11 protein-coding genes and 1 pseudogene are annotated in these 15,362 nt (G+C 33.6%); 4 read left to right on the forward strand and 8 right to left on the reverse strand.

All coding sequences use genetic code 11. From position 1 onward, the window contains the following. Nucleotides 1-41 precede the first annotated feature (41 nt). The 3 genes from LMD38_RS28525 to LMD38_RS28535 are packed head-to-tail and all read right to left on the reverse strand — an operon-like array spanning nt 42 to nt 3,813. Nucleotides 42-1,208, reverse strand: coding sequence for a Ger(x)C family spore germination protein (locus LMD38_RS28525; RefSeq protein WP_000153859.1), 1,167 nt, complete (start codon nt 1,206-1,208; stop codon nt 42-44). Continuing rightward, a complete protein-coding gene (locus tag LMD38_RS28530; protein ID WP_000649999.1) occupies nt 1,205-2,731 on the reverse strand; it encodes a spore germination protein in 1,527 nt (508 codons plus the stop codon). Before LMD38_RS28530 ends, LMD38_RS28525 begins: the two co-directional genes overlap by 4 nt. Then, nucleotides 2,728-3,813, reverse strand: coding sequence for an endospore germination permease (locus LMD38_RS28535; protein ID WP_000372605.1), 1,086 nt, complete (start codon nt 3,811-3,813; stop codon nt 2,728-2,730). Before LMD38_RS28535 ends, LMD38_RS28530 begins: the two co-directional genes overlap by 4 nt. A 216-nt stretch (nt 3,814-4,029) precedes the next feature. Between LMD38_RS28535 and LMD38_RS28770 the strand changes: the two are divergent. The 4 genes and pseudogenes from LMD38_RS28770 to LMD38_RS28550 form a co-directional block, all read left to right on the forward strand. Next, a pseudogene (locus LMD38_RS28770) lies at nt 4,030-4,288 on the forward strand (hypothetical protein); the annotation flags it as partial. A 506-nt stretch (nt 4,289-4,794) separates the two neighbouring features. Then, complete coding sequence (locus tag LMD38_RS28540) at nt 4,795-5,802, forward strand: site-specific integrase (protein WP_228920434.1); 1,008 nt, start codon at nt 4,795-4,797, stop codon at nt 5,800-5,802. Then, the gene (locus tag LMD38_RS28545) at nt 5,774-7,399 is read left to right on the forward strand and encodes a site-specific integrase (RefSeq protein WP_228920441.1); all 1,626 of its coding nucleotides are present in this window, start codon (nt 5,774-5,776) and stop codon (nt 7,397-7,399) included. Before LMD38_RS28540 ends, LMD38_RS28545 begins: the two co-directional genes overlap by 29 nt. Nucleotides 7,400-7,434: 35 nt before the next feature. Next, nucleotides 7,435-7,923: a DUF6262 family protein gene (locus tag LMD38_RS28550; protein ID WP_001091679.1), complete on the forward strand. Its 489-nt coding sequence runs from the start codon at nt 7,435-7,437 to the stop codon at nt 7,921-7,923. A gap of 107 nt (nt 7,924-8,030) precedes the next feature. On the opposite strand, the gene LMD38_RS28895 is transcribed toward LMD38_RS28550, so the two are convergent. From LMD38_RS28895 to LMD38_RS28570, 5 genes are all read right to left on the reverse strand, one after another. After that, entirely contained in the window at nt 8,031-8,198 is a 168-nt protein-coding gene (locus LMD38_RS28895) for a GNAT family N-acetyltransferase (RefSeq protein ID WP_157674596.1), read from the reverse strand. 227 nt (nt 8,199-8,425) lie between these two features. Continuing rightward, nucleotides 8,426-11,584, reverse strand: a complete 3,159-nt coding sequence (locus tag LMD38_RS28555; protein ID WP_000590816.1) for a type I restriction endonuclease subunit R — start codon at nt 11,582-11,584, stop codon at nt 8,426-8,428. A 22-nt stretch (nt 11,585-11,606) separates the two neighbouring features. Continuing rightward, nucleotides 11,607-12,839, reverse strand: coding sequence for a restriction endonuclease subunit S (locus LMD38_RS28560; RefSeq protein ID WP_000428096.1), 1,233 nt, complete (start codon nt 12,837-12,839; stop codon nt 11,607-11,609). Further along, nucleotides 12,829-14,421, reverse strand: coding sequence for a type I restriction-modification system subunit M (locus LMD38_RS28565; RefSeq protein WP_000819001.1), 1,593 nt, complete (start codon nt 14,419-14,421; stop codon nt 12,829-12,831). Before LMD38_RS28565 ends, LMD38_RS28560 begins: the two co-directional genes overlap by 11 nt. A 22-nt stretch (nt 14,422-14,443) precedes the next feature. Beyond that, nucleotides 14,444-15,010, reverse strand: a complete 567-nt coding sequence (locus LMD38_RS28570; protein ID WP_000762856.1) for a restriction endonuclease subunit S — start codon at nt 15,008-15,010, stop codon at nt 14,444-14,446. Between the last annotated feature and the right edge of the window lie 352 nt (nt 15,011-15,362).

Genomic DNA, 15,362 nt, shown 5'->3' on the forward strand with positions numbered 1-15,362 from the left:
TACATAAAGAATTGACTTTTGTGAAATTTAGCTAAATCACTCTAATAATGACCTTCTTGGTATTTCAATTTTCCTGAGTTCACTAAATTAACTTGTATGTTGATATGCTCGATACTATCCTTATTTAAAAAAAATGGCTTTTCTTTTATCTCTTGATTCCATCTCTGAGGGTTCTCCCGATATAATATTTCACCTAACCTATAAACGTCTGAATTTATCTCCACTCCTTTTTCAAAAGTATTAAAAATCTCAGCTCTTATTATTTTTTCAGTGTTAGCAACTAACTTGTTTTCACTAATTTCTTTTAACTTTTCGTTTATTCCGGCTTGTAAGGATACGTTAATCTTATATCTCACTTGTTCGTTAGTAATAACTGGAGTTATCCTCACCTTTGGTTTTTCTAATACTATAGAAACAACCGGTTGATCATCCTCAACTATCCATAAAGGAGATCGAACAGTTTTTTCATCTATCCATCTTAGACCGTTTAAATCAGATTCAGAAAGCCATCCCTGTAGATGGTTATTTCTTATAAAGACAGCACCGTCATTTCTTAACAATGGTGCTTTTTTATCTTCCTCTTTCCAATTTTCAGTGGATATTTTTATTGAAGGAATGAAAGCTGTTTGCCCAACAGGATTGCTATCTCGAATAAATTGGAAAAATTGAATGGGTTGTATGTAGGATCTTTGCTTATATCCTTCACTTGGTTCATGAAGTATCGTCGAGAGTCCAGATAAAGTGAAAAATGATTTTGTTTTAAGTACATCTTCAATGGATTCATTTGTAGCATAAAATAGGATATTATATCGAATTTCCCTATATCGATTTATAAAATCAATCGAGGATTTGATATCTTGCTCAAGTAATGTATTACTCAAAATCAATGTAGACACATGTCCCCAAAAAAGTCTTTGTTGTGCATCCTTGTATAATTGATTTAACGCTTCTGTCATGGTAATTCCTTCACCTTTCCCAATCCAAACCGGTGGCTGTTTATCAGGTCTGGCGCCTTCTAGTTTAGCCACATTAGAAAAGTCCAGTAATTGAACATATGCTATATATTTTTCATCTTTATAGTCAATTCCAAGTGCTGCAACATAGTAAATATCTTGTATTTCTTTGATATTCCAACATCCCGTTAATACCGAACTAAAGAGAGTTAGTATGCTTATTAAAAAGAGCTTACGTAGTTTCAGGATTGTCACTCCCCTTCATCCGTCTTTGTATTATCACGAGTACGGACATAACTTACCCGTTCTCTATAACTTTTCCATGGTAACCGAAACAGTGCCTTGAAAAGATCTGAACTAGACTTTGGAAATACTAAAGCTAAATAAGGGATTCCAAAAGAACGTAACCTTGCCATATAAATAACAATCATAAATCCTCCAATCATAAAACCGTATAAACCCATAACACTTGAACAAAGAAGAACAAATCCTCTGAGAATAGATATTGAACTTGCTAATATTTGGTTCACTAGTGTATACCCTGAGATGGCAGAAAGAGCCGTAATAACGATGACTGAAGGAGAAATAAAACCCGACCGAATTGCAGCGTCTCCAATAATGAGTCCCCCAACGACGGAGAGAGTTTGTCCAAGAGGGGAAGGTAATCTTTGACCAGCTTCACGGAACATTTCAAACAGGAATAAAACAATCATAAGTTCTAATGGTGCAGGAAATGGCAAACCCGATCTTGCAACAGTTACAGTCGCAAGAAGAGGAAAGGGAATCTGATCTTGATGGTATGAAAGCAATGCCATCCAGAACCCGGGTAAGTAGACAGCTAAAAGGAATCCTACCCATCTATAAAATCGAGCTAATGACATGGGTAAATAATTAAAATGTGAATCCTCTGCTGCTTTTATCAAAAAAGTAATGGTTACTGGAGCAATAATGACTAATGGTGAGCCATCTACTACTATGATTATTCTACCTTGTAATAAACATTCAACTGCAAAGTCAGGTCTGGATGTATCAGCAGAAAGTGGGAAAATAGAAAGTGATTGTTTGGACACCATCTCCTGCAATTGAGTTGAACTAATAATTCCATCAATCTCAACATTAGATAATCGTTCCCGAATAGTATCTAGCATCTCCGTATTAACCACATCTTCTAGATATAATAATCCCACCTTAGTTTGAGTTCTTGTTCCTATCGTATAAGTTTGATAAGATAGCGTTGGCGATCTTAGTCTTTTTCGAATTAATGCAATATTTGTTGAGATATCCTCTGTAAAATTATCTCTTGGGCCACGAACAGATACCTCGTAATTGGATTGTTCAGTTGAACGGTTTGGTTTATTGGATGCACTAACAGAAAAAAAAGCACTAAATTCCGGAAAATAAATGACTAAATTACCATCGAAGATCTCTAAAGAGATGGAATTTAACCCTGTTTCCACCTTTAAAGGTGTCCATTCCAGATCATCTTGATTCCATTCCACGCCCTCTTTGAATATTTTATAGTAATTTTTTGTAGTCATTTTTTTTAGTTGTGGAATAATGATTTGATTTATTTGTTTTTTATCAACCAAATTCTCACAATAGATAAATATGGTATTTATTTCTTGTTGTTCATTAGTAAATTTATGGAGTACAACTTTAACATCCTCACTTTTTTGATAAGTTGAACGAATTTTTTCTTCATTTACTTCATCAGTATTCTGAAAGGTAGCATGATAAGAGTTCAGTTCCTTTTGTTTTTTATGTTTATTACATTTCAAGAATTATCTCCCCCTTTCCCTTTTAAAAAGGCTAATAACCCAATGCTTAAAGAAAAGATAATTAAAAATAGAAAAGATAAATAAAAATATATATTTTGCAAAAAGCGAACAAATTGCATATCACTAATAGGTAGAAGCACCATCAACGATGTAATTAATGAGCTAAACCCTATTAATAAATGTCTATTCTTATCGTTCTCAAATGGAAATAGCTGTCCAATTATAAACAAACCTAAACTTATTCTTATAAATCCACCTGACAGCCATTGATAAATAGAAAAAAAATCTACATGTTCAATATATTTACCAATTTTTAATAATCGCCATTCCTCGTATGCCGGATACCTCTGATTAGCAGCCTCTTCTGGACCAAAAATAGCAATTGAACCTAACAAGGGACCTAGGGTTAACCCTATTAAGATAATTCCGAGAAAAAGTAAACTTCGAACCTTAATGTTGGGTTTTAATTTGTGTTGTAAGAAAAGTATAAGTGAAACTTCCATTAGAGAACCTGAACTATAGATTACGCCTTTCAAAACAGGATTCAAACCATGTTCTAATATAGGGAATATTTGAGCGTAATCCTTATGAGGAATATTTAGGCTCATGACAAAAAAACCTAAAGCAACAACAAAAACAAGTAAAAAACCTGAAATAATAGATAGGGTAGCAAAGCTAGATGTCGCAGCAAAAAAACAAATGATTAGAAAAACTATGGCTAAGATGAAAACTGGACTTTGAGGGAAATAGGAAGTAACTGTCCAAACAATCATATCCTTTAAGGTAACTCCAATTAATAAAAGGATAAAAACATAGGCAACCGAAGAAAGACCCCAAGCAACACCTTTACCAACTCGGTCCTTTATCCAAGTAAATAAATGGGAGTAATTTGTTTTTTTAATAATTACTTGTAGAAAAACAAGCCACCCCAAAAATAAAACTCCTGAAATTAGTACAGATATCCAAGAATCCCTCTTTGCTGTGCTTAGTAACATGGGTATCACCATTACATGGTTCATTAATCCTATACTCATCATAGAGAGAACAAATATAGTAGAAAAACTTGCTTTATTTTGATCCATTTTCAACCCTCTTATCCCATTATTGTTTTAACTATCCATCTCGTTTTTCCTTTTTGCTACCATATTTTATATAATTACCTAATATTTGATTTATATCCAGAAAACCAACTAAATAAAGCGTTGTGAAACAGCCACAGAAAATAATAGTAACCTTTAAAAATTCAAAGTATAACCAAAATCAAATTACTAGGTAAGAACAACCGCGTTCTTAACTACTTACGTAAACATACCCCAACATTGTTAGATGCCTTAGAAATCACTTCTATATAAAATCAGGAGAGTCATTGCTTCACGCTATTGTGACCATTAAAGAGATGAACAAAAAATAATAAACGAAGAATTCCAGAAGGCGCACCTTTGAACTTTCTCTCAAATCGCTGGCAAAAGCACGTTTATGATGATAGGAATATAAATCGCCAATTATGCGTTGTCTTTTCTTACCGAGTTAAGAAATCTTGTACGCTCAGGTAACGTTTTTCTCCCGCACATATCACCATGGGATCGGAACGTACTTTCTAGGAGAATATTTATTTATATCTAGATTTTGAAATCCATCCCTACATCCACTTAGGATATAAAAAAATGCCTTAGCCTTTAATATCAGCATTTTGTCGGCTGTACCTCTTTATGGGGTAACGAAAAAAAGAGCCGAATTTCTCAGTTTAGGGATTGGGAAATCAGGCTTTTTATATTGGAAATTCCTTATCGTTGTAAATCCGCATTTTCCTGATGCTACCCCATATAGATGTAATTCAAGTACAACAAATTATTGATATTTTACAACAGATACACAGTAGAACCGGTACCAATTATAATATTAAAACAATACAAAGCTGCATCTCTGAATGTAGGCTAGTATTTGATTGGATAGTTAAAAAGAAAGAAAAAAATTCTATAGACAATCCTTTTAGAGCGATAATTCTACATAATGTAGAAGCATTTTCCGAGAGCACTTCCTATATTCCTGAAGAAGTTATAAAGATGTTAAAAGAAAAGCTAAATGAGCTACCTCGATTTGTTCAGGCTGCATGGACTATTATGATGAACACGGGAATTAGAATTAGTGAAGTTATTAATTTGAAAGAAGATTGTGTTATTTATGACACTAAAGATAGTATTTATTACCTTAAATTTATTCCGCATAAAACTTTACAGTATCGAAGAAAACTTGGTCTTGAAGATTATCATTATCTTCCTATTAATGATACAAATTTAATAAATGTTATTAATCAACAAATTAAAGATACAAAAGATTTAAGAGAAATTAACAAAGAAAATAAAATATTTCTAAAAAATACACCAAAGGGAATTAAACTATATTCTAATCAAGAAATATCCCGTGCAATTAATGGGTTAATTCATAAATATAATATATGTGATCGAGATGGAGTATTGTGGAAATATACTCATCATCAATGTAGAAAAACTGTAGCTGTTAATTTATTTACAAATGGAGCAACTGTAGAGGAAGTCAGCGATTGGCTAACACATTTAGATTCGAAATCTACTATGAAACATTATCATGATATTGAACTTATGAAAATTGCTGAATTAGATGCTGAATACTTCGATATTATGTTCAGTAATTTAGATTCAGATATTAAGGATAGGTATAGTCCATCAGAATTTAAAAATTTAAAAGATGAAATTATGCTTGGATCTCGAAATACGCCTGAGGGGCACGGAACCTGTATAAAACATGTATCATTTGGTCCATGTCACAAAAAGAAATGTGTAGGATGCAAAATGTTGATAACAGGGCCTCAGAAGTTGTCCATGTGGAAAACACTATATAGCGAACAACAAACTTATTTAGACGAATGGATAAAAGTTATGATTGAAAATAAAATTGATGACTGGAAAGGTTATAGGGAATATCAAGCAGAGATAAATTTATTACAAATATACGGTGACACAATTCAAAAACTAGAAAAGTTTATAAAAGAGAGGTTATCGGAAGATGAACAAAAGCGTTATCTCCATAATTAGTACAGTTCCATTATATGATGGCAATCTAAGACAACGACTTATAGATAAAATTCCACAATTGGGAGACTTTGATTTTACTGATGATGTTTGGTATTACAATCACAAACATAAGGATTCAAGAGCTAAATTCTACTATGTAGTAAGATTTCATAAGGTCAATGAACCCTACAAAAGTTTATTAAAATATTATGCATTAATTAAAAACCATTCTATTTTCGGCATCCAACAAAAAATATATTATATTACAGCCTTTATACATTTTTTAAATGAAAACTATCCAGGAATAACGATAAAAAATATAAATCAGGATATTATTAATGCGTATGAATACACAATTAGTATTGATAATAATTACAAGCCAAATATTAAAAGTGCCCTCTATAGAGCAATTAGCGATTTTTTTAAAAGCCTTAAAGGGTTTCCGGAGCTCCCTAATACTGTTCCAACAAAATCTATAAATCCTTTTAAACAGGTTCAAAACCCTCAAAATAGGACTATCCCCCCTGCTGCCATTCAAAAGATGGACAGAATAATGAAAAATATGGACATGAATATTCCTCTAGAATTTCGTACTTTTTATTGGTTAATAAGATCATTCCCAAATAGAGGAACTGAGATATTAAGTATGAAAAGAAATTGTTTAAAAACTTTTTATAGCGAATATACAATTAGCATTCCTACCTTTAAACAAAATGGCGGTTATCATGAACCTGAAATGAAAGCGATCCCAATTATTTATTCTGGGCATGTAAAATTTGTGGTGGAACTAATTAAACAATTAAAATTACAAACTGAAAAACTTTTGATAAATTATCCTTTAAACCAGGGGGATAAAAAAGATTATTTGTTCATTGGAAGATATCTGACACTACACAATGATAGTAATGGTAATGTGGATATTAGATATGATAAGAGATATAAATTTGTAAGAAATTTAAACAATATTACAATGAATAGATACCTAAAAAGTCTTGCTGTAATTATTGGCATTGTTGATGAAAATGGAAATTCATGTACTGTAACATCTCACCAGTTTAGGCATAATGCAGTTACAGATAGAATGTATCAAGTTGGTTACACCATGGAACAAATAGTCAAGTTAACAGGTCATAAAAATATAAACATGCCCTCTCATTACTTACATCAATTAAAAGAGAGACAAAAAGAAGTTCATCTAAATATGAGTGAAATAAACAATGGAAAAAATAATGCAGTATCATTTAAAGGAAGAATTATGAATCTTGATAATCAAACGATAAACTTCTTATCAAAGGATCTAAACAAATACTTAACATGGGAAGCAAATGGAAAAAAGGGAGTTGGAATATGTGGTGATATATCTGGGTGCAATCCTAAAGGCACTTCTATACTTTTTGAATGCTATGCATGTGAATGGTTTATTCCAAAAGCTGATTATTATCATGATTACAAAAAGGAACATGAGTACTGGCAAGCTGTAATTGAAAGGGTTGGTACGGATACAAGAAGAGCCTCTCAATTGGAAAATGCCATACGCAATGTTAGTTATTTAGAAAGAATAATCGAGATATGTGAAAAAGGTATAGAGCAGTATCAAAAAGATAATGTAGATAAATGAAATCTAAAATTTATTGAAAGATAGAGGGAAGCAAGATGAATACAGGGCTTATGCAATACCAAGAGAAAAAACGACAAGAATCCATCGAAAAAGTAACGTGGGCTATTCAGACTTTACAAGATTTAGAAGGAGAAGATGCTATTATTCGATCTGAAAAAATCATAGAAATGACAGGACTAAGTAAAACGGCTATTTACAAACCGCATTTGAGAACACTATGGGATCAGCAGTGGATAGGAACGAATATTGACCTAGATAATATGATCAGTAAAATGCAACATAATAGAAAAGTTGTAGAATTAGAAAAAGAGGTGGAACGTGTCAATAAACAGCTAGAAAAAGCAGAAAGAAAAATGACTAATCTACAAAAGAAATTAGAGCTAGAAACCTCTAGAAGTCGAGTATTTATAAATGAGTATGAGGAACAAAAGAAAGAAAATGAAAAGCTCTTATACAAATATTTGAAATTATTAAGGGCGCTTCATGTTCGAGGGATAGAAGTTGATGAATTATTAGAGAATTAACTTGAATATACGAGATAGTGTAAATCTAATAGAAGAGACTAGTTTGCGCATAAACTAGTCTCTTCTATTTTCCTTATTACTTGTGACGAAGCAGGTTCGATATTGTACTACAAGTCTTTCTCCATTATTACGTAAGATTTACCGTCTTTTGTAAACCTACAATTGGATTCTTCTAGCTTCAATTTTTTATAGAAATTTACTTTATTCTCTCTAGCATTACACCAAATTCTTTTCACGCCACGGTTCTTTGCTTCCTGTATTAGATAGTCTAACAATGCACTTCCGTATCCCTTACCTTGTTCATGTGGAAGAGTTACAATTTTTCAAAATCGATCTTCTTCATTGATTATAAAAAGGGAAATGACAGAAATCAGTATGTCCAAGATTTAGCGATTACTTGCAAAATTCATTTAATCTTTTTGCACCAGAACCATATAGGCCAACTACAGCTTCACGGTTGGCCTAAAATTATATAGATTTTTTTATTTATTTCAAAACGATTTTATCTCAACTCGTTATCCAAAGGTACAATGACTTCATCTAATGTCTTTCTCCACTGACGCTTCATTTCTGGTCCGTATTTCAATGGTTTTGCATCTGGATGTACAGCTTTATACTTATCAAATTGCTTGCTGTTGATGATTCCTCCAATATTCGGAATAGGATCCGTTCCTATCACATATTGAATCGCAGATGTATGTAGCTCATCTTCTTCCACAAACCAAGTACTCGCAAAATCTTCAATCGCCTTCTTACGTGTATCAGTGAAAAAGCGTCGTTTCACTCCAAGAATATCTTCCTCTGAATCTATTTCTTTGGAATCAATAGCATTTAAAATTGCACGGTACACGCCTTTAACAATTTCTGATTTCTTCAATTTTTGCAGTGTTTTTTCGATATCGTCACGGATATTCTGATTATTGGCTGAGTATGTTCCTAATAGTCGGTCAATATAGGTTGAGTCAATATCATAGATTTTAATTGCATTTTCTCCATAGAATTCAATGTCTGAGAAATCTGCCTCCGGTCCATCTTGGCCCCCTTCATCTACTAATGAACCCTTAATCGTGTTGTATACACCAATATATTCTTCTAAGGTATTTACCTGTTCTTGAAGTGCTGTTGATTTCTCCATATCATCGTTGTAATCATCATATGTAACTAAAGCTTCATAGGCATTGTTTAGCCCTTGGAAAGCTTTCACAAATTCAATCCGGGTTTCAAGAGGTGAGTGCTCGTTAATATCAGCTGAATTGGGAACTAACGTTGTTAATACTTTGTGAGCCTTTTTAAAACGTTTCTTCGATTCAACATAAGTTGGATAAACAAGATTAGATTCTTCTTGTGCTTCAGAATATAACTTCGTGGCATCCTTAACATTTTGTTCCATTGTCGAAGGTTTCCGGAATGTCACAATCAATCCTTTTGTCTTTCCTGGATAGGTACGATTGGTTCGAGAAAAGGCTTGGATCAAATTGGCATAACTTAAATTTCGATCCACAAATAATGTTTGAATCGTTGGTGCATCAAATCCAGTCAATAAGCGGTCTACAACAATGACTAAGTCAATTTGTTTTCCAAATTCCTTGAATTCTGCTTTCTTACGAGCTAAGCGATTGTTGATATCGCCATTATATCGTTCAATATCCTCTATTGACCAAGCAGTACGATAATAGTCGTTATAGTCCTTAATAATATCTTGCATTTCATCTTGAATTTGTTTAGCATTTTCCTCGTTTTCTTGTATCGAATAGGTGATAGCAATCCGTGGAAAATCTGGATCTTCAATCGTACGCCCCGTTCGAATTGGATGCCCAACAAATTCTTTCGTCAACCATTCTGGATCTTTAGTCATTTCCTTGATCGCCTGATAGTACCGTTTCGCCATATCAATAGAATTTGTTGTTAAAATGGCAGACTTTTGAGGACGACCATTTTGAAAATCAAATTTTGTATAGGCATTATCTGGTCGGAAAATCTTACGAATGACTTTTTGAATATGAATATCCTTTTCGAAAGAAGATGGTTCAAGATATGCTTCCTTTTCCATACTATCCATTTGATCAATAATGTCATTAATTTTATCATCACTAAAATGAGCGTATTTTTCATTTTGACGCAACTTAGCAAAAATATAATTATTTAATGATGTTGGCTCAACCGTATCCTCGTGCTCAACTTGAAATCCTAAAACTGCCCCATCGTCTAACGCGTTTTTAATGGTATAAGTATGTAAGACTTCACCATATTGATCACGAGTAGTGCGAGCTAATCGACCTTTAGCTTGCTTTTTATTTACATCAAATATCGGTGTACCCGTAAACCCAAACCATGTAGAATTAGGGAAAAATTCTTTAATCTCTTTCATTCCTTCTGCACTTAATGCTCGATGGCATTCATCCACGACAAAGACAATATGTTGCCCCAGTAGTTTCTTAAAACGGTGGGTTCCTTTTTGTTCCTCTTGTCTTTGGGCATAGCGCAAAGCAGCTTCTAATTTTTGACGAGTGGTAATAATCACTGTATTAGAATTAGAATCAGAAAGTAGAGTATCACTTAGCTCTTTCGCACTTCCGGTTCCGACAATCAAGCTATTAGACTTGGCATTACCAGAAGAAATACCGGTATTAAACTCGGAAGCAAATTTAGTGAATTCCGTTGTAGTTTGATTATCCAAGTCTTTTCGATCAATCAGCATAATCGTACGATCTACACCTGGTTTACGAGCCAATAGCTTCGTAGAAACAAAACTTGTCAACGTCTTTCCTGAACCAGTCGCATGCCAAACATATCCTGATTCATGTTTCGTAGTAGATGTAAACAAGGCCTCAATCGCATGAATTTGATAAGGGTGTAAGACCATTAATGCTTTATTGTCTTGATCCTCACTCACAATTGTATAATTAGCAATTAACCGATGTGCATCTGGAATATTTAAGACTTGTTTTACAAATTCATAAAGATTTTCTACTTTTCGATTGTCTGTTGTTCGCCAGCTAAAGATAAATTTTTTATGCATGTCTTTTGGCAGCGCATTGGCAAAATAGCGAGTCGTTTGTTCATTGGAAATGACAAATAACTGAAGAGTAGAAAAGATATTATTTCTAAACATTCCTTCTTCTGCGTATTTCTTGATTTGATTATAGGCTTGGAATACGCCGTCTTTGGCACTCACTTGTTTCAATTCAATTTGAACAATTGGCAACCCATTGATTAAGAGTGTCACATCAAATCGGCGATCACGACCATCAACGTTTGCATTTTGTTTCGCAATCTGATGAACGACTTCGTAAGTTGAGATTCCGCCACCAATGTCTTGGTTGGAATACAACACCAACGACATCGACCCCAGTGAAACATCTTCACGTTCAATCGTAATACGAGCAATTCCATTCTCTCCTTTAAGCCATCTAGCAGCATCAAAGGGTGTCTGTGTTTTCGATAGTAATTCTGTTTTAATATTGTCAAATTCTTTATCAGAAATTGGATGTTCCCCAATTTCTGATAAATTATTTTGTGTAATCTTTTGACGCAAGTTCTTCCATAAATCTTCTTCCGATTTTAAATCTGGACGATAATTCCACTGATTATGCCCTTCTCCTAACACTTCAATCAGTCGACGTTCTACTTCAGCTTCATCTTTATGCGGTATCTTTATCATTTTTCTTCCCCCATCTACTTACTTATACAAACATCTTTTGTAAGAAAGCTTTTTTGGTTTCTTTTAAGGCTTCTAATTCACGGTGATGAAGGGAGATCGTGTCGTCTAGTTGCTTGAAAAAGTTGCCGATTTTGATTTGTTCTTCTTCTAATGTAGGAATTCCAACTTCAATTTGCGCTAAATCATTTGAATTAATTGCAGGATAACTGGTTCCTGTACATCTATCGAGAACACTTGAAACAAATTTTTCTTCTTGAAGTTTACTAAATAAGAAATAACTGTCTACATTCGGTCTCATCTGAGCATATCCTGTTGAAAACACATAGTTATCATATGGTAAATCGAAAAGATAATTATTCTTTTGATACGGTCTGACCGTCTGATAAAATACATCTCCCTGTTTAGCTAATCTTTGAGCTCTTGAAGGAGCTGATTCTCTATGTTCAGTGCGGTGCGAAATTAGATTAGTTCCCACAACTGATTCTAAATCTACATATTCAAATTGTTCGGGAAGAACTGATTTTGGATTAAAAACAGCAATATCTTTTAACTTATGCTGTTTCCAATCTCCAGTAAATCCTGGGAACCGAACCTCAGGCACGGGCTCCCCTTCTTTAGGAAACATTTTTTGCAAGAATCCCTGTTTTGTTTGTTTCAGGTTGGTTAGTTCTTGCTGAAGAAGAGTGATAGTTTCATCTAGTTGTTTAAAAAAGTTACCGATTTTGGTTTGTTCTTCTAATGATTTAGGAACTTCTACTTTTAACTGCGAAAGTGATTTTTGACTGACACCTTTAGCAGTTCCCCCACTTGATAGTGAAAACAATTCATTAAACACTTTAGGAGAGTTAAGTAATACCCTAAGAAAATCATTAGTCATTTGGTTCTCATAGACATCAAATGCTATGGTTCTTTGACTAAGGATATATCCCTTATTATCAGGTACTTGTGCTACATTTCCCATGGGTGCTTCTGTCGTAAATAGTACCTGTCCTTGTTTTAATTCCCGTCCCCCCATCCATTTTTGATATAATTCTTCGTCACCGTAATGAGCATCAGCAGAAGGATCTATATACCCATTTTTTACATTCAAAGCAGATAGAGCCAAATAACCACTATCACTCCATTCAAGCCCAAGCTTTTTGGGAGTTCTACCTCTAAAATCTATAGTACTTTTTATGTTATCAAAGAACTTACGCTGTTCCCAATCTTCAGTAAATCCTACAAATCGAATGTCTGGTGTACATTTATTTTCCACGATTAAACACCTCTAACGCACCCTTGATCCATTCTGCGTTTTCTTCACCAAATTGTAGCGAAGAAATCATGTCATATAGGCTAGATTCTAGTTTTGCTTTTTCTTTTCGAATATCTTGAATTGTTGAGCCGATTGTAACCATATCAACTGGCGATTCTTCTTCAAAGGTATCTACGTATCGAGGGATGTTCAAATTGAAATCATTCTCTTTGATTTCATCAAAAGTAGCAACGTGGGCATATTTATCCACATCTTCACGCTTCTTATACGTTTCGATAATTTTATCAATATTTTCTTTGGAAAGTTTATTCTGGTTTTTTTCTTTAGTAAACTCATTACTTGCATCAATAAATAACACATCTCGAGTGGTACGATTCTTCTTCAAGATTATGACTGTTGTTGGAATTGATGTCCCAAAGAATAAGTTTGCTGGCATACCAATAACAGCATCAATACTGCCATCTTCTAGTAATTTCTTACGAATCACACCTTCTGCAGCTCCGCGGAACAGTACCCCATGCGGTAAAACGATTGCCATTGTTCCCGAATCTTTCAAATGATAGAATCCATGTAAAAGAAAAGCAAAGTCTGCCTTTGATTTTGGTGCTAACTTCCCGTAACGGTTGAAACGAGAATCATCTAAGAATGTATCATCTGAAGACCATTTTGCAGAGTATGGTGGATTCATAAGGACGGAATCAAAGGTATATGGCTCATCTGTTGGCCAATCTTTGTTCAACGTATCCCCATTGCGTAAACGCATATCTTCTCTATCAACACCATGCAAAATCAAGTTCATCTTCGCTAGATTATAGGTCGTTGTATTTAGTTCTTGTCCATGATACTTTACACCATCTGGATGGTTAATATAGTTGCGAATATTCAACATCAAGGAACCTGATCCCATGGTTGGATCAAATACGCTAAACAATTTTTTGTCTTCTTGACCAATTGCAGCAATACGAGCCATCATGTCAGATACCTCATGAGGTGTATAGAATTCTCCAGCTTTCTTACCAGCTTCTGAGGCAAATTGACCAATCAAGAACTCATAGGCATCCCCAATGACATCACCATTATGTCCTATCACATCGACATCATTTAATTTCTTCAATACTTCTGTAATGGTAATGTTTCGTTGTTGATCATCTGATCCCAGTTTTTTTGATTTCAAATCCACATCATCAAACAATCCATTAAATTGATCATATTTCGTAGACAAATCGATAAAGGCTTTATTCAAGTCATTCAACTGAAACGTGTTTTGTTTAGCTTGATTAGTTAATACGTTGAATAAATAATCTGGTTCAATATCATAGCCTAATGTATCCACTAACGTTTCAATCAAGTCATTTTTTATATCTTCATCTGCTAATGATTCTCTATACAATTGAGTTTGTTTTTCTTGTGTATTGTATTCTTCTAGTGATTCATCTGCTATTTCAACTACCTTTTCTAATAACTTATCAGATAAATATTTGTAAAAGATCAATCCTAATAAGTAGTTTTTGTATTCTGATGCATCCATTTTGCTTCGCAAGTTGTCTGCGGCACTAAATAATTTTGCGTTTAATTCAGCCATGTTGCGTTCCTCACTTTTTCTATTATTGGTCTAATTGCTTCAATACTTTTAAATACAGTTTCTCTTCAAGTTCTGCTTGTTTCTTTGCCAAAGCTTGGCGCTTTCTCAAAAAGAAATACGCTTTTCCAATCGTTCGTTGTTTCTCAATACTTGGTAACTTGATTTCCAACTCTTTTAAAATTGCTGGAGTTAATTTTGGTACAGTACTTCCTTGCATGGAAATTGCCATTTGCTTTTTCATTGAGTGTGATTCATTCAACGCATAACATAAATAGCTACTATCCAAATGATCATGTTCAATAATGAGTTTCGCAAAGTTTTGGTTTATGACCTTCCCTTGGTTTAAGTCACTCACTATCCCAGCTTTGGAACTAACAAAGCTGAAAACAACATCTCCAGTACTGCTTAAATAGTTGTCTTTATGATTTGAATTTCCACTATAAGAACTAGCTTGTGAGTCTAGAAATGATCCATCTAAATCATTCATTAAATCCTCGTACGAATAAGCAACTAAAGTCAGATTATTTTTCTCGTTTCCTCTAGAAAGGTTTCTTCCTATTCTAACTGTTACGATATCTTCAAGTTTCATATCCTGGCCTCTTCAAAAAAGTATTTCTTTAAAATTACTTAATTACCATTGCGATTAAATCATATCACTCTGAAAATACTCGCTCAACAATTATAAGTAATTTTTAAGAATTACACAAAATAATTATTAGATGATTATTAAGTCTCATCAATTCTAGGAAGTTGAGAAAAAGATGAACAAACTTGCACACAGGAGATCCTTTTCACAAAAGAATACAGAAACAAATTACCAATATTTAATAAGCAATCGTAAAAACAATAAATAACTTGTAAAGCTTTTATAAAGATATTATTAGAAGATAAATAGTGTATTAAAATAAAAAAGACATTGACAACTGAATAGATGAATTTTT

The sequence above is a fragment of the Bacillus pacificus genome (genome assembly GCF_020861345.1).
GTDB classification, from domain to species: Bacteria; Bacillota; Bacilli; order Bacillales; family Bacillaceae_G; genus Bacillus_A; species Bacillus_A pacificus.